Source organism: Amycolatopsis sp. lyj-90, assembly GCF_046549035.1.
Classification (GTDB): domain Bacteria; phylum Actinomycetota; class Actinomycetes; order Mycobacteriales; family Pseudonocardiaceae; genus Amycolatopsis.
The window spans coordinates 632,150-648,177 of record NZ_JAJPWP010000002.1; the positions used below are offsets into that span (position 1 = coordinate 632,150).

General features: G+C 69.3%; 14 protein-coding genes. 3 read left to right on the forward strand and 11 right to left on the reverse strand.

Annotation, left to right across the window (positions count from 1 at the left end):
- Positions 1 to 99: 99 nt before the first annotated feature.
- Entirely contained in the window at positions 100 to 948 is an 849-nt protein-coding gene (gene purU / locus ACLJPX_RS08655) for a formyltetrahydrofolate deformylase (protein ID WP_410599578.1), read from the reverse strand.
- Positions 949 to 1,011: 63 nt separating this feature from the next.
- Here purU and ACLJPX_RS08660 point away from each other — a divergent pair, with 63 nt between their 5' ends.
- The gene (locus ACLJPX_RS08660) at positions 1,012 to 1,674 is read left to right on the forward strand and encodes a GntR family transcriptional regulator (RefSeq protein WP_410599579.1); all 663 of its coding nucleotides are present in this window, start codon (positions 1,012 to 1,014) and stop codon (positions 1,672 to 1,674) included.
- Between the two features lie 8 nt (positions 1,675 to 1,682).
- Here ACLJPX_RS08660 and ACLJPX_RS08665 read toward each other — a convergent pair whose 3' ends face one another.
- The 10 genes from ACLJPX_RS08665 to ACLJPX_RS08710 form a co-directional block, all read right to left on the reverse strand.
- Positions 1,683 to 4,148 carry a GcvT family protein gene (locus ACLJPX_RS08665; protein ID WP_410599580.1) on the reverse strand — a complete coding sequence of 822 codons (2,466 nt, stop codon included), beginning with the start codon at positions 4,146 to 4,148 and terminating at the stop codon, positions 1,683 to 1,685.
- Positions 4,149 to 4,180: 32 nt separating this feature from the next.
- Positions 4,181 to 4,771 carry a sarcosine oxidase subunit gamma gene (locus tag ACLJPX_RS08670; protein WP_410599581.1) on the reverse strand — a complete coding sequence of 197 codons (591 nt, stop codon included), beginning with the start codon at positions 4,769 to 4,771 and terminating at the stop codon, positions 4,181 to 4,183.
- Positions 4,764 to 7,535 carry a 2Fe-2S iron-sulfur cluster-binding protein gene (locus ACLJPX_RS08675; protein ID WP_410599582.1) on the reverse strand — a complete coding sequence of 924 codons (2,772 nt, stop codon included), beginning with the start codon at positions 7,533 to 7,535 and terminating at the stop codon, positions 4,764 to 4,766. Before ACLJPX_RS08675 ends, ACLJPX_RS08670 begins: the two co-directional genes overlap by 8 nt.
- The gene (locus ACLJPX_RS08680; RefSeq protein ID WP_410599583.1) at positions 7,532 to 7,837 is read right to left on the reverse strand and encodes a sarcosine oxidase subunit delta; all 306 of its coding nucleotides are present in this window, start codon (positions 7,835 to 7,837) and stop codon (positions 7,532 to 7,534) included. The genes ACLJPX_RS08675 and ACLJPX_RS08680 overlap by 4 nt, the downstream gene beginning before the upstream one ends.
- Positions 7,838 to 7,851: 14 nt before the next feature.
- On the reverse strand, positions 7,852 to 9,087 hold the full coding sequence (locus ACLJPX_RS08685; RefSeq protein WP_410599584.1) for a sarcosine oxidase subunit beta family protein: 1,236 nt from the start codon (positions 9,085 to 9,087) through the stop codon (positions 7,852 to 7,854).
- 97 nt (positions 9,088 to 9,184) lie between these two features.
- Positions 9,185 to 9,811, reverse strand: a complete 627-nt coding sequence (locus ACLJPX_RS08690; RefSeq protein WP_410599585.1) for an MBL fold metallo-hydrolase — start codon at positions 9,809 to 9,811, stop codon at positions 9,185 to 9,187.
- Positions 9,808 to 10,896, reverse strand: a complete 1,089-nt coding sequence (locus ACLJPX_RS08695; protein ID WP_410599586.1) for an S-(hydroxymethyl)mycothiol dehydrogenase — start codon at positions 10,894 to 10,896, stop codon at positions 9,808 to 9,810. The genes ACLJPX_RS08690 and ACLJPX_RS08695 overlap by 4 nt, the downstream gene beginning before the upstream one ends.
- A 17-nt stretch (positions 10,897 to 10,913) precedes the next feature.
- Positions 10,914 to 12,056, reverse strand: a complete 1,143-nt coding sequence (locus ACLJPX_RS08700; RefSeq protein ID WP_410599587.1) for an aromatic ring-hydroxylating oxygenase subunit alpha — start codon at positions 12,054 to 12,056, stop codon at positions 10,914 to 10,916.
- Between the two features lie 29 nt (positions 12,057 to 12,085).
- Entirely contained in the window at positions 12,086 to 13,261 is a 1,176-nt protein-coding gene (locus ACLJPX_RS08705) for an NAD(P)/FAD-dependent oxidoreductase (RefSeq protein ID WP_410599588.1), read from the reverse strand.
- On the reverse strand, positions 13,261 to 13,608 hold the full coding sequence (locus ACLJPX_RS08710) for a bifunctional 3-phenylpropionate/cinnamic acid dioxygenase ferredoxin subunit (RefSeq protein WP_410599589.1): 348 nt from the start codon (positions 13,606 to 13,608) through the stop codon (positions 13,261 to 13,263). Before ACLJPX_RS08710 ends, ACLJPX_RS08705 begins: the two co-directional genes overlap by 1 nt.
- A 122-nt stretch (positions 13,609 to 13,730) precedes the next feature.
- Here ACLJPX_RS08710 and ACLJPX_RS08715 point away from each other — a divergent pair, with 122 nt between their 5' ends.
- A complete protein-coding gene (locus ACLJPX_RS08715; RefSeq protein ID WP_410599590.1) occupies positions 13,731 to 14,516 on the forward strand; it encodes an IclR family transcriptional regulator in 786 nt (261 codons plus the stop codon).
- A gap of 106 nt (positions 14,517 to 14,622) precedes the next feature.
- Positions 14,623 to 16,026, forward strand: a complete 1,404-nt coding sequence (locus ACLJPX_RS08720) for an MFS transporter (RefSeq protein WP_410599591.1) — start codon at positions 14,623 to 14,625, stop codon at positions 16,024 to 16,026.
- Positions 16,027 to 16,028: the final 2 nt, after the last annotated feature.

The following is a 16,028-nucleotide window of genomic DNA, read 5'->3' on the forward strand; positions in this document are numbered from 1 at the left end:
GAAAGGAAACGAGTGGAATACTCCGATGGTTCCATCACCGATTTCGCGTTCCGCTCATGCCGCGGAGATCAAGACCAAAAGATACAAAAGGTCCGAAAGTTACGGAAATACCACGGTGCTCCCGCCGTTGAGCAGAACCCTCCGCTCGCAATGCCAGCGGACGGCCCGGGAAAGCGCGAGGGCTTCCGCGTCGCGGCCGACGGTCTGCAGGGCACGCGGATCCTGGGTGTGATCGATGCGGATCACCTCCTGCTCGATGATCGGACCCTCGTCCAGATCCGAGGTGACGTAGTGCGCCGTGGCCCCGACCAGCTTCACGCCCCGTTCGTAGGCCTGGTGATAGGGCTTGGCGCCCTTGAAGCCCGGCAGGAACGAGTGATGGATGTTGATCGCCCGCCCGTGGAGTGCCTTGCTGGTGGTGTCGGACAGGATCTGCATGTACCTCGCCAGGACGACCAGGTCGGCCTCGTAGTCGTCGACGAGCCGGAGCAGGCGTTCCTCGGCGATCATCTTCCGGTCCGGGTCCACCGGGAGGTGCAGGTACGGAAGTCCCGCCGCCTCGGCCATGGGCCGCAGGTCCTCGTGATTGGAGACCACGGCCACGATGTCGCCGCCCAGACTCCCCGCCCTCCACCGGAAGATCAGATCGTTGAGGCAGTGCCCGAGTTTCGACACCATCACCAGGATCCGGGGAGCACGCCCGCCGCTGAATTCGTAGGTCATCCGGAATTCGGCCGCCACCGGGGCGAATTCCGCCGAAAGCCGGTCAAGGTCGGCATTCTCGTGGGCGATCACCTGTGTGCGCATGAACAGCCGGTCGCCGAGGGCGTCGTCGAACTGCTGATGTTGTTCGATGTCGCAACCCTGATCGAACAAATAGGCACTGACCGCGCGGATGATCCCGGTCCGATCGGGACAGCTCAGTGTGAGGGTGAAGGTCTCGGCCATGGCTGCGTCTCCAGAAGTTGTTCTCATATATCAATAGGCCACGAGGATGCGTAGGATGACGAGGTGAGCACCGCCCTGGACGACGCCGAGCAGCCCGCCTCGCTGGCCGATCGTGCCTATGCCGCACTTCAGACCCGGCTGATCACGCTCGAAATCCCGCCACTGGCGCCGATCGACGACGGCGCGGTGGCCGCATCCCTCGGCGTGGGCCGGACGCCGGTGCGAGAGGCGCTCAAGCGGCTTCAGGTCGACAGGCTCGTCGTCTCCTACCCCCGCCGCGGCACCTTCGCGACCGGGGTCGACATCACCGATCTCGCGGACATCTCCGAGATCCGCGTGCACCTGGAGCCGCTGGCGGCCCGGCGCGCGGCCGAAAGTGCCGACGCGGCGACCCGGGCGAGGCTGGCCGACCTCGCCGAGACGATCCGGCGCAACGACATGCGCAGCCTGGACAAGACCGACTTGATGCACTGGGATCTGCGGGTGCACCGGGAGACCTACCGGGCCGCGGGCAATCCCCACCTGGAAGACACCCTGGTGCGCTACAACAACCTCGCCACCAGGATCTTCTGCCTCTTCCTCGACCGGATCACGCATTTCGACCGGCATGTCAACGAGCACGTCGGCCTGCTGCGCGCGATCGCGAAGGGGGACGCCGGGCGGGCCGAGACCATCGCCCGCGACCACGTCACCGGTTTCGAGAAGGCCATCCGCGCCCTCGTCTGAGTCCCCGGTCACCGGCGGATCCGGGTCATCTCGGGGTCGACCAGCGGTTCGGCGGTGACGGTGGCCTCGACGGCCCGCCCGAAGTACCGGATCTCCACCTTGTCGCCTTCGGCCACGGACGAGGGCAGCCAGGCGTAGGCGATCGGCTTGCCGATCGTGTGGCCGAACGCGGCCGAGGTGACGTACCCCGCCGGACGCCCGTCGACCAGGACGGGCTCATGACCGAGCACCACGCTTCGCCCGTCGTCCACGACAAGGCAGGTCAGCCGCCGGGCTGGAGGCTCTTCCCGGAGCCCGGCGATCGCTTCGTGACCGATATACCCGGCCTTCGTCTTACCCACCGCGAAACCGAGTCCCGCCTCGTACGGGTCGTGTTCGGTGGTCATGTCGGTGCCCCAGGCCCGATAGCCCTTTTCCAGACGCAGGCTGGCGAACGCCGCGCGCCCGGCCGCGATCACGCCGAGCGGGCGGCCCGCCTCCCACAGCAGGTCCCAGAGCCGCTCACCGTCTTCGGCGGCGGCGTAGATCTCCCAGCCGAGTTCGCCCACATAGGACAGTCGCATCGCGATCACCGGGATCCCGCCGAGGCTGGTGCGGATCGAACGGAAGTACTTGAGTGCCTCGTGCGAGAAGTCGTCGTCGCTCAGCGGCTGCACGAGGTCCCGGGCCAAGGGGCCCCAGACGCCGACGCAGCAGGTGTCGACGGTGATGTCGCGGATCCGCACACCCCGGTGGCCCGCCGCCTGCCGGTGGAAGTAGTCCACGTCCAGGTTCCCGTTGGCGCCCACCTGGTAGAGGTCCTCGCCGAGCCTGGCCACGGTGAGATCCGACCGGATCCCGCCCGCCTCGTCGAGCAGCAGGGTGTAGGTCACCGAGCCGACGGATTTGTCCATCTTCCCGGTCGTCAGCCGCTGCAGGAAGGCGGTGGCGCCCGCCCCGGAGACCTCGATCCGGGTGAGCGGGGTCATGTCGTACATCGCCACCGCGGTCCGGGTCTTCCACGCCTCGGCGGCGGCGATCGGCGAGTGGAACATCGCCGACCACGGATCGCGTGCGGGCGGCCGCCACTCCGGGGGCAGTTCCTCGACCAGCCCGGCGTTGGCCTCGTACCAGTGCGGCCGCTCCCAGGCATGCGCCTCGAGGAAGAAGGCGCCGAGCTCCTGTTGCCTCGCGTGGAAGGGGCTGACCTTCAGGTCACGCGGGGAAAGCTTGGGCTGCAACGGATGCAGGACGTCGTAGATCTCGACGAAGTTGCGCTGCGCGGTCTCGTCGACGTAGGCGTCGGTCGTCTGGACTTCGTCGAACCGGTTGACGTCGCAGCCGTGCAGCTCGACTTCGCTGCGGCCGTCGACGAGCACCTGCGCGACCGCCCTCGCCACCCCGGAGGAATGCGTCACCCAGACCGCCTCGGCGACCCAGAACCCCGCCACCTCGGGCGATTCACCGATCAGCGGGCCGTTGTCCGGGGTGAACGAGAACACCCCGTTGAACCCGCTTTCGATCTTGGCGTCGTTCAACGCCGGGAGCAGATTCCTGCTGTGCTCCCACGAGGACGCGAAATCCTCTTCGGTGAAGGGCAGCATCGACGGCATGGCCCGCTCTCCGAAGTCCCGCTCGTCGATCTCGGGCAGATCGGCCAGCCGGGTCGGCATCGGACGGTGGGCGTAGGTCCCGATCCCGAGGCGGTCGTCGTGCTCGCGGTAGTAGAGGTCGTGGTCCTGATGCCGCAGGATCGGCGACCGCGCTTCGCCGTCGCCGCCGGCGAGTTCGGCGAGCGGTCCGGTGCGGGCGTACTGGTGGGCCATCGGCAGCAGCGGCACCCGCATCCCGACCAGCTCACCGAGCGCGCGGCCCCAGAACCCGGCGCACGAGACCACGATGTCGGCGGGGATCAGCTCTCCCGCGCCGGTGCGCACCCCGCACACCCGGCCGTCGCGCTGCACCACGTCGACGACGCGGGTCGAGCCCCGGAACACCGCGCCGCGTGCTTCGGCACGGCGGGTCAGGGCGACCACCGCCCTGGCCGCCTTGGCGAGCCCGTCGGTGGGCGTGTGCAGCCCGCCGAGGACTTTTCCGCGGTCCAGCAACGGGTGCAGCTCCGCGCAGCGCGCCGGGTCGACGACTTCGGCAGGGACTCCCCAGGACAACGCCCAGCCTTGCTTGCGATGCAGATCCGCGAGCCGCTCGGGCGTGGTCGCGACCTCCAGACCGCCGACCTGGTTGAAGCACCACTCGTCGCCTTCGCCCAGGCTCAGCAGCTTTTCGACGGTGTACGCGGCGAACGCGGTCATCGTCTTCGAAGGGCTGGTCTGGAAGACGAGTCCCGGCGCGTGCGAGGTCGAGCCACCGGTGAGCGGCAGGGGTCCCTGGTCGAGCACGGTGACCCGGGACCAGCCCCGGCCGGTGAGTTCGTCGGCCAGGTTCGTGCCGACGATCCCGGCGCCGATGATGACTACACGAGGGGTTGTGCTCATTGCGGTTCTCCTAACCGGTGGATCGCCGGGGGTCAGGTGGTGCGGAACTCCTCGGCCGCGTCGAGTACCCAATCGGCGAAGTACCCCGCGAACGACGGCCGGACGTACACGCGGAAGTCGGCGGGCCCCAGTGCCAGGAGCAGCACCCCGGCCTGGCCGACGTGCGTCTGCGCGCAGGCACCCGCCGGGAACGCCGACGGCCGGAGGTCCAGCGCGCACCCCAGCGAGAGCAGCTCACGGGCTCGCTCCCCGTGGAGCCGGACGCCGGTGCGCTGGGCGGACACGTCCACGGCGGCGCCGTCGTAGGCCGAGACGACCCACCCCAGTTCCCGCTCGAATTCGCGCGGGGGCGCGGTGGTGCTGGTGACCAGCCATTCGTCCGGGCCGAGCCAGGCGACCTGGCCGTCGCAGGTATGCGTCCAGGTACCGGGCTCGACCGGCAGGGCCGCGCCGAGGACGCGGCCGACCGCGGCGGCACCGGGGCCGTCCGCGCCGATCCTCAGGTCCACCGCGGCGACCGGTTCCTCCGCGAGGACGCTCAGCCCCGCGCACCGGCCGGTCAGCTCGGCCAGTGCCCGTCGCCGGTTCTCCAGCGGATGCGTACGGGACAGGGTGTCAGCCATCGCGGCGGGTTCCTTCCGGGTCGACCAGGACGGTTTCGCCGATCTCGGCCTGCACGAGCGCGCCGCCGACCGGCACGTGCACGAGCTCACCGATGCGGGCGCGGCCGTTCTTCACGAGCGCGAGCGCGAACGGGCGGCCCAGTTCCGCGCTGTGATAACTGGAGGTGACGTGCCCGAGCATCGGGACGGGCGGCGCGGGCAGTTCGCCGCCAGGGCACAGTTCGACGATCTGGGAGCCCTCCGGCAGTTTCGTGCGGCCGTCGGTGGGCAGCAGGGAGACGAACTGCTTGCGCAGCGGGTCGTTGTTCGCCGGGCGCGCGAACGAGCGTTTGCCGACGAAGTCCTCTTTCTTCTTCGACACCACCCAGGTCATGCCGAGGTCCTGCGGGCTGACCGTGCCGTCGGTGTCCTGCCCGATGATCGGGTAGCCCTTTTCCGCGCGCAGCACGTGCATGGTCTCGGTGCCGTACGGGGTGATCCCGAACCGCTCCCCCGCCGCGAGCAGGCGTTCCCACAAGGCGGGCGCGTGCCACGCGTCGACGTTGACCTCGTAGGCCAGCTCCCCGGAGAACGAGATGCGGGCGATCCGCACCGGGACGCCGTCGAGGACCGTGTCGCGCCAGGCCATGAACGGGAAGGCGTCGTTGGAGACGTCGAGCCCGGTGAAGACGTCTTCGATCACTTCACGCGAGCGCGGACCCACGACGGGGAACACCGCCCACTGCTCGGTGACCGAGGTCAGGTGCACGCGGAGGTCCGGCCACTCCGTCTGCAGCCACTCCTCCATCCAGTCGAGGACTTTCGCGGCGCCGCCGGTCGTCGTGGTGAGCAGGTACCGGTTCTCGTCGATGCGCAGCACGGTCCCGTCGTCGAGCACCATGCCGTCGTTGCCGCACATCACCCCGTAGCGGACGCGGCCGACCTTGAGCGTGCTCATCATGTTGGTGTAGAGCCGATCGAGCAGGACGCCGGCGTCCGGCCCCTGCACGTCGATCTTTCCCAGTGTCGAACCGTCGAGGATGCCGACACCGGCGCGGACGGCCGCGCACTCCCGGAGCACCGCTGCGGTCATGTCCTCGCCCGGCGCCGGGTAGTGGCGCGCCCGTTTCCACTGACCGACGTCCTCGAACACAGCACCGGCCGCGACATGCCAGTCGTGCAGTGCCGTGGTGCGCTCGGGATCGAACAGGCCGCCGCGCGAACGGCCTGCCAGCGCGGCGAAGGCGACCGGGGTGTACGGCGGGCGGAAGGTCGTGGTGCCGAGTGCTTCGATGCCCACGCCCAGGAGTTCCGCGGTGATCCCGGAGGCGATCACGCCGGAGGTCTTGCCCTGGTCGTGTGCCGTGCCGATGGTGGTGTAGCGCTTGACGTGCTCCATCGAACGCAGGCCCGCGCCCACCGCGCGGCCGATGTCGGTCACCGTGGCGTCGCGCTGGATGTCGGCGAACTGGCGGTCCGGATCGCCTTCGGTACGCCACACCACCGCGGCCGGGGTGCGGACCGGTTCCGGACCGGCCTGCGGCGCGTTCGCCCCGGCTCCTTCGCACAGCACACCGGCGAGGTCCAAGACTCCGTTGGCCGCCCCGATCACGGTGACGCCGGGCAGCGATCCGGTGGGACGGAACGCGCCGAGCGAAGGGTCGTAGGCCAACGCCCCGCGGACGTGACTGAACAGGTGCACCACCGGGTTCCAGCCGCCGGAGACCGCCAGCAGGTCCGCGGCCAGCCGGAAATCACCACCGAGGCCTCGCGCGAGTACCGCACGCACCCGCTCCTCGCCTTCGGTGCCGACGACCGTCGTCGACGCGTGGACGACGACACCCGCACGGGTGGCACGGTCTGCCCACTCCCCCGGCGGATTCTCGCGCGCGTCGAGCAGGGTCACCCGGGCACCGGCGCCCGCCAGGTCGACCGCGGTGGCGTAGGCGGCGTCGTCACTGGTGAACACGACGACTTCGCGTCCGGCGAGCACGCCGTGGCGGTGCAGGTAGTCGCGGACGGACGAGCACAGCATGATGCCCGGCCGGTCGTTGTCCTCGAACACGATCGGCCGTTCCTGTGCCCCGGTCGCGACCACGACCTTCAGCGCGCGGATACGGTGCACGCGCTGACGGGAGACGTGCTCCGGAGCGCCGGGGTGGTCGGCCCGCCGCTCCAGCGCGAGCACGAAACCGTCGTCGTAGTGGCCGAAAGCGGTGGTCCGCCGCAGGTAGCGGGCACCGAGCCGGGCCAGTTCAGCGACCACGTCGTCCACGAAGTCCAGCGACGGACGGCCGTCGATCGACTCGGTGCCGGTCAGGCTCCCGCCCGGCGTCGCCCGGTCGTCGAGCAGCACGACGTCCTCCCCGGCGCGGGCGGCGGCGCGGGCGGCGAGCAGACCGGCGGGCCCGGCGCCGATCACCAGGGTGTCGGTATGCGTGTGCTCGCGGTCGTATCGGGCCGGATCGGCGGTATCGGCGAGGCGGCCCTGCCCGGCGAGCCCGCGGGCGACCAGGCCGTCGACCAGTTCGACGGTGGTGGCCTGGAGCATCGGCTCCGGGAACGGCTCCTCGATCTGCACGAGCGCGGTCGCGTCCTCCGTCCACGCCGCGCTGATCCCGTGCGGGCGGCCGAGTTTGACGCTGGATCCGATCAGGTGCACGTCGTGCGCGAGCAACGCCGAAGCGAGGGTGTCGCCCGGGTGGCCGGTGTAAGGGCGACCGTCGAAGGTGAAGGTGAGCGTGCGGTCGCGATCGATCCGACCGTATCCGGGGACGCGGCTCATACCCTCGCCTCCTTCGGTTGCCGCGCGCCTTCCCGCACCAAGGGCTCTCCGGGTTTGGCGGTACTCAGGAAGCGATAGGTCCGGGTGTCCCGCACCGCGCCGAACCAACGGCGGCAACCCGCGCTGTGACTCCAGCGCTCGGCGAAGGCACCGTCGGGGTTGTCGCGGTAGAAGACGTACTCGGCCCAGTCCACATCGGACAGTTCGGCCGGGCGCTCCGGATAGACGACCCCGGCCTGACCGCCGTAGTGGAATTCGGTCTCCTCGCGAGGGCCGCACCAGGGACAGTGGATGAGTTGCATGTCGGTCCTCGGTTTCAGTGGGCCACGGCGGCGGCGCCGTGCTCGTCGACGAGTGCGCCGGTGGTGAACCGGTCCAGGGCGAACGGCGCGACGTAGGGATGCGGCGTGCCTCGCGCGATCGTGTCCGCGTAACACCAGCCGATACCCGGGGTCGCCTTGAACCCGCCGGTCCCCCATCCGGCGTTGACGAAGACGTTCTCGTACGGCGTGTGGCCGATGATCGGGCTCGCGTCCGGGGTGACGTCGACGATCCCCGCCCAGGACCGGAGCAGATGCGCGCGGGCGAAGACGGGGAACAGTTCCACGGCCGCCGCCATCTGCCGCTCGATGATGTGGAAGGCGCCGCGCTGCCCGTAACCGTTGTAGGAGTCCACACCGGCGCCCATCACCAGTTCGCCCTTGTGCGCCTGGGACACGTACACGTGCACGGCGTTGGACATCACGATGGTCGGGTGCACCGGCTCCAGCAGTTCGGAGACCAGTGCCTGCAACGGATGCGACTGCAGCGGGGCGCGGACCCCGAGGTGGTCCAGCAGCACCGAGGTGTGCCCGGCGGCGCAGAGCGCGACGGTGCCGCAGCCGATGTCGCCGCGGCTGGTGCGCACGCCGGTCACCCGGTCGCCGTCCACGGTGAAACCGGTGACCTCGCAGTCCTGGATGAGGTCGACCCCGGCCTCGTCGGCCCGCCGCGCGAAACCCCACGCGACGTAGTCGTGTTTGGCGATCCCGGCGCGCGGCTGGTACGTCGCGCCCTGCACCGGATACCGGATGTCGCCGGAGGTGTTGATGATCGGGCAGATCCGCCGGACGTCGGCGGGCTCCAGCCATTCCGCGTCGATGCCGTTGAGCTTGTTGGCCTCGACCCGGCGGATCGAATCGCGGACGTCCTGCTCGGTGTGCGCGAGGTTCAGCACCCCGCGCTGGGAGAACAGGATCGGGTAGCCGAGGTCGTCTTCGAGGCCCTCCCACAGTTTCAGCGAGTGCTCGTAGATCGCCGCGGACTCGTCCCACAGGTAGTTCGACCGGATCAGCGTGGTGTTGCGGGCCATGTTGCCGCCGGCCAGCCAGCCCTTCTCCAGTACGGCGACGTTGGTGATCCCGTGGTTCTTCGCCAGGTAGTGCGCGGTCGCCAGGCCGTGCCCGCCGCCCCCGATGATCACCACGTCGTAGTTCTTCCGGGGTTCGGGATCGTGCCAGAGGAAGTCGGGGTGCTCGGGCAGCTCCGCACCCGGCGGGTTCGTCTCGGTCATGTCCGCGGCTCCGAAGAGAGAAGGAGGCAACTGATATATCAATGCGATTTCACGGTAAGGCGCCTGTTCGGGCCGGTCAAGAGCGCAACCCGGTCGTTCAGGAACCGCGGGCGATCCAGGCGTGGAGGTCCGGTTTCTCGGCACCGATCCACGTGGACTCACCATGTCCGGTCCGGACCTCGGTCTCGTCCGGCAAGGTCAGCAGTGTCGTCTTCAGAGACTCGATGATCGTGCCGAAATCGGAGTACGACCGGCCGGTGGCACCGGGGCCACCGCGGAACAGGGTGTCCCCGGAGAAGACCGTTCGCAGCTCGGGCGCGTACAGGCAAACCGAACCCGGCGAGTGTCCCGGAGTCAGAAGCACTCTCAGGTCGACGCCTCCGGCCGACAACGTCTGTCCCTCTTCGAGGACTCCGTCCGGGGACCGGTCGGGATGCGTCAGTTTCCACAGCGGGCTCTCGTCGGGATGCAGCAGGATCGGCGCGCCGAAGCCGTCGGCGAGCGACGGCGCCTGGCCGACGTGGTCGTCGTGGGCGTGCGTGCACACGATGGCCACGACGCGACGGCCGCCGACCCGGGCGATGATCTCCCGGGCGTCGTGCGCGGGATCGATGAGCAGGACCTCCCGTTCGTCGCCGACGATCCAGACGTTGTTCTCCACCTCCCAGGTCCCGCCGTCCAGGGAGAAAGTGCCGGAGGTGACGAGATGCTCGACAGGGCTCACAGGACCACCACCGAGCGGAGCACGCCGCCTCCGTTCATCCTGGTGAACGCGGCCTCGACGTCGTCGAGCGCGATCTCCTCGGTCACGAAACCGTCGAGCGGCAGGTCCCCCTGCAGGTAGAGGTCGATCAGCTCCGGGAAGTCACGGGAGGGCAGGCAGTCGCCGTACCAGGAGGACTTGAGCGCTCCGCCGCGGGAGAAGTACTCGATGAACGGCAGCTCCGGCGCCTTCATCTCGGGCGTGGGGACGCCGACCAGGACGACGGTGCCCGCCAGATCCCGCGCCTGGAAGGCCTGCTTCCAGGTTTCGGGGCGGCCGACCGCGTCGATCACCACGTCGGCCCCGAAACCGCCGGTGTAGCTGCGGATCGCCTCGACCGGATCGAGATCGCGGGCGTCGACGACATGCGTGGCCCCGAACCGCTTCGCCTTCTCCAGCTGACGCGGATCGCGATCCACCGCGACGATCGTGGTCGCCCCCGCCAGCCGCGCGCCGACGATGGCCGCGTCGCCGACACCGCCGCAGCCGATGACCGCGACGGTGTCGCCGGGACCGACCTGACCGGTGTTGACCGCGGCGCCGATCCCCGCCATCACCCCGCAGCCCAGCAGCCCCGCCACCTGCGGCCGCGCCCGGGCGTCCACCTTGGTGCATTGCCCAGCCGCCACCAAGGTCTTCTCCGCGAAGGCGCCGATGCCCAGCGCCGGGCTCAATTCCAACCCCGACGTCAGGGTCATCTTCCGCGAGGCGTTGTGCGTGTCGAAGCAGTACTGGGGCCTGCCCCTGCGGCACGCGCGGCACTTTCCGCAGACGGCCCGCCAGTTCAAGATCACGTAGTCGCCGGGGCTCACTTCGGTGACGTCCTCGCCGACGGCCTCCACGATCCCGGCCGCTTCGTGCCCGAGCAGGAAGGGGAACTCGTCGTTGATGCCGCCTTCCCGGTAGTGCAGGTCGGTATGGCAGACACCGCACGCCTGGACCCGCACCACCGCGTCGCCCGGCCCCGGATCGGGGACGACGATGGTCTCCACGGTGACCGGCGCGCCCCGTTCCAGGGCCACGACGCCTCGGACCTTCTGTGCCATGGTCGGTTCTCCTGTTCTCAGTTCGCGATCGCCGCGGCGACCCAGTCACGGAACTCGCCGATGTGGTGCTCGCTGGGCACCAGCACCCCGCCGGCGGCATAGGCCTTGGACGACATGGCGGGCTGGCAGCGTTCGCAGGCGTCGAAGTCCTGCTGGTTGACGCGGTGGAACAGTTCCACCGACTTGCTCACGTCCACCCCGCTGTCGACGACGTCCTTGGCGTAGAGCCAGTCGCATTCGACGATCGTCCGGTCCACCGCCATCGGGAACATCCGGTGGAAGACGACGTGATCGGGGACGAGGTTGATGAAGACCTGGGGGTTGACGGTGATCGCGTAGTAGCGCCTGTCGTGGTTGTCGTCGACGCCGCCCAGCTTTTCGAAGCCCGCCTGGCCGTCGATCGTGAACCCGGCGACGTCCTCGCCGAATTCGGCGCCGTGCCCGACGTAGTACTGGGCGGCGTACCCGTCCGCGAACTCCGGAAGGACCTCGGTCAGTTCCGGGTGGATCGTCGCGCAGTGGTAGCACTCCATGAAGTTCTCGACGATCAGTTTCCAGTTCGCCTTCACCTCGTAGGTGATCCGCCGCCCGACGACCAGGTCGCCGACCGCCCACCGGTCGATCGTCTCGTCGTCGCCGAGCCTGCCGGCGACCACGGCCTGCACCGTCTCGGCGAAGGACGGCGGCTCGTCGGCGAGGCACACCCAGACCGTGCCGAGCCATTCGCGCAGGGCCACCGCGATCAGCCCGCGCTCTCCGCGATCGACGTCGTGCATCGAGTTCAGGTTGGGCGCCGCGATCAGCGCGCCGTCGAGGCCGTAGGTCCACGCGTGGTAGGGACATTGCAGGGAACGGCGCACCGAACCCGTCTCCTCCACGCACAAACGTGCGCCTCGATGACGGCAGACATTGAGGAAGGCGCGCAGCGCCCGGTCCCGGCCGCGGACCACCAGCACGCTTTCGCCGCCGACGTCGACGGTGCGGAAGCCGCCGGGTTCGGGCAGGTCGGCACCGCGGGCCACCGCGATCCACTCGCGCTGGAAGATCCGCTTCTGCTCGAGTTCGAAGACGGCCGGATCGGTGTAGTGGGCACCGGGCAGGGTGGGGATCAAGCTGCCGGCGGGCTCCTGCTGGGGAGTCTGGACTTCGACGGAACTCAAGGTCGTCCTTCCTACGGCTGCGGGAGACGTCAGTTCGTGATGGACAGCGGCTGGGCGAGCCGCCGTCGCCAGCGGCCGAACGAGCGGGCCCGGCCGATGGACAGTGCCGCCACCGGCAGCCCCGCCCGATCGCGGTAGAGCGCGAGGAAGTCGAAGGAGTCCACGTCTCCTTCGATCACCTCGACGACGTCGTCCTCGGCGCGGTGACCGGCGAATTGGATGCGGTGGCCGTACTGGTCCGACCAGAAGTACGGAAGCCCGTGATGCGGCGGCGGGGTGTACTCCCTGCCCAGCAGCGCCGAGATCGCGGCCACCGGCCGCTGCACCGCGTTGGTCCAGTGCTCCAGCCGGGCCGGGGTTCCGGTGTACGGGTCGTCCGGGTTGGCGCAGTCCCCCACCGCGACCACGCCGGGCACGTTCGTGGCACCCCGGACGTCGGTGCGGACGCCGTTGACGAGGTCGACCCCCGAACCGATCAGCCACTCCACGCACGGGGTGGCGCCGATCCCGACGACCACCACGTCCGCCGGGAGCTCCGTACCGTCGGTCAGCCTGACCGCGCGGACCCGGCCGGTCCCGATCAGTCCGGCGAACCCGGCGCCGGTGCGCAGCTTCACGCCCCTGGTGGCGTGCAGCCGGGCGCACACCCCGCCCATCTCCGGCCCGACGGCCCTTCGCAGGGGTACCGGCTCGGCCTCCACGACCTCGGTCCGCACGCCGAGCACCGACGCGGTCGAGGCGATCTCCGAGCCGATGAACCCGGCGCCGATCACCACCAGCCTCGTCCCGGGGACGAGCGCTTCGCGCAGCGCGACGGCGTCGTCGAGGGTGCGCAGGGTGTACACCCCGGCGGGCGTCCGCCCCGGCAGCGAACGGGCGGACGCGCCGGTGGCCAGCACCACGCCGTCGGACACGATCCGCTCGCCGCCGTCCAGTACGACGGCACGTTCGGCGGTGTCGAGTGCCACCGCCCTCCGGCCGAGGCGCCACTCGGCACCGAGGAGACCGTCCTCCGGTGTCTCGAGGACGAGGTCGAGCTCGGACACCGTGCCCGCCAGGAATTCCTTCGACAGCGGCGGGCGGTCGTAAGGAGCGTGAGACTCTTCGCCCACCACGGTGACACGTCCGTCGAAACCCTGGTCCCGCAAGGCGCGGACCGCCGTCAGCCCGGCCAGGGAAGCCCCCACCACGGTGACCGCCCGCATCAGGCGACCTCTTCCACGACCGAGCCGGCCGCCTTGACCGCGTCACCGATCGTTTCGTGCACGTAGACCCATCCGTCGACGAGCACGACCTCGTGGGTCCGTACCGGCTTCCGGGCGGGCGGCCCGCTCGGGCGGCCGGTGCGGAGATCGAAACACGCCGCGTGCAACGGGCACTCGACCGCGCATCCCTCCACCCAGCCGTCGGAGAGCGAAGCGTCCTGGTGAGTGCAGGTGTCGTCGATCGCGTAGAACTCGCCATCGACGTTGAACACCGCGATTGCGGCTTGCCCCTCCACCCGTACAGACTCTCCGACGGGGATGCCGGACACCGCGCCAACTGAGATCATCTTGACTCCTGTTGCGTATGGCGGAACAAGGCGTGCTCTGCGCAACCGAGGATCGGACAGCTCCCCGCCGTCCGTCAATCGTCCCGAACCAGAAACCCACCACCGCGCGACGGAGTTGCAACATGTACAACACCGGCGAAGCCGGCGACGCAGCCGAACCGAGACCACCCAGCCAAACGGTCGAACGCGCGTTGTCGATCCTCATCCTGCTCGCCCGGCGCGGCCCGTCCGGGGTGACCGAGCTGGCCCGCGAACTCGGGGTGCACAAGTCGACCGCCACCCGGCTGCTCTCGGCACTGGAAAAGTTCCGTTTCGTGGACCAGGAAGGAAACCGGGGCAAGTACCGATTGGGCTTCGGAATCGTCCGATTGGCGGGCGCGACCGCCGCCCAGCTGGACATCGCGAAGGAAGGCAAGGTCACCTGCACACGGCTCGCGGCCGAACTGCGGGGCACCGTCAACCTGAGCGTGCTCGAAGGCGGTGGCGCGACGGTGGTGGCACAGGAACCCAGTACCGAGCGGAATTGGATCGGCCTCCGCATGCCGCTGCACGCGACGGCGACCGGCAAGGTCATGCTCGCGAGCCTCGGTTTCGAAGAACTCAGCGCCGCTCTCGAACGCCCCCGGCAGCGTTTCACCAGCGGCACCATCACCGCCAACGGTGCTTTGCTCGCCGAGTTGAACCGGGTCCGCGATCGCGGCTGGGCGGCGACGATCGGGGAATTGGAGGCCGATCTCAATTCGGTCGCCGTGGCGGTACGCGGACCGGGCGGCCGTATCGCGGGCGCGCTGAGCATTTCGGCGACCGGCGAGTATCTGGAGCCCGGCGACTTCCAGGATATCGCCGGATTGCTCACGCAGGGCGCCGAAGAGATCCGCGCTCGCCTGGAACTCCAGGTCGAACTCTGACCTGAAGTATCCCTTGACCGGTTGCTGACACATCACTTACGTTCAGCAGATATATCAGTTGTCCACGCACTTGAATGATCATGGACGCATCCACCGAACCGGCAGGGTGAGCGATGTGAACGATCAATCCCGAGCGGACGGAAAGCACAGTGCGGACGAGGGGACGGTTCGCCGTGCCACCACCGCGGCGACACTGGGGAATATCGCCGAATGGTACGACTTCGGCATTTATTCCTACCTCGCCGCGGTCGCCCTCGATCGCGTTTTCTTCCCGGACGCCGGGGAATGGGCGAGCGTGTTCACGTTGGGCACTTTCGCCGCCGCGTTCGTGATCCGGCCGCTGGGCGGGTTCATCCTCGGACCGCTCGGTGACCGCATCGGCCGCACCAAGGTCCTCGCCGCCACCGTGCTCCTGATGGCACTCGCCACCACGCTGCTCGGTCTGATCCCGAGCTACGGGACGATCGGGATCGCCGCACCGCTCCTCGTGCTGTTCATCCGGATGCTGCAAGGCTTCTCGGCGGGCGGTGAGTACACCGGCGCGCTGACGCTCGTCGCCGAATACGCGCCCGATCGGCGCCGGGGCTTCTTCGGCAGCTGGCTCGAATTCGGCACACTGGTCGGCTACGCGTCCGGTGCCGGGCTCTGCGCGATCCTGATCGCCGTGCTCCCCGACGAAGACCTGTTGTCCTGGGGCTGGCGGATTCCGTTCATGGTGGCCTTGCCACTCGGGATCGTCGGGATCTACCTGAGGATCCGTCTCGAGGAGACGCCGGCGTTCCGGCAGCTGATGGAGCGCTCCCCGGCGATGGCCACCTTGTCGTTCCGGCGCGGCTGCCGGATCCTGCTGACGCACTACCGTTCGGCCGCGCTGGTCGCCGGCGGGCTGGTCGTCGCCTGGAACGTCACCAACTACGTCCTGACCAACTACGTGCCGACCTACCTGACCGGCACGCTTCCCGGCCGCGGCCATCACGGGACGAGCGAATCCTTCTCGACGGCGCTTCAGGTCGGGGTGATGCTGGTGATGCTCGCCGTCGTCGTCCCGGTCGGCAGGCTCAGCGACCGCATCGGGCGGAAGCCGATCCTGTTCACCGGAAGCCTTTCCCTCGTCTTCCTCGGCCTGCCCGCGGTGTGGCTGCTCCGGAGTGGTCTCGCGGGCCAGGTCGCCGGGCTGCTGATCATCGGTCTCACCCTCGTCTGCTTCGCCGGAGTCGCCCCGTCCACCCTTCCCGCGCTGTTCCCCACCTTCATCCGCTTCGGCAGCCTCGCCATCATCTTCAACGTCTTCGTGTCGGCCTTCGCGGGCACCGCGCCCACCGCGATCAGCATCGCCGTGACCACCACCGGAAACCTCGACTGGCCGGGTTACTACCTCGTGGGGGCCGGGGTGATCGGCTTGTTCAGCACCCTTCACCTGACCGAATCCGCGGGCGCGCCGTTGCCCGGCGCGGCACCGCTGACCTCCGGCGCCGACCGCCTCTCCCCCGGTGCGCCGACCACGCCGTAGGC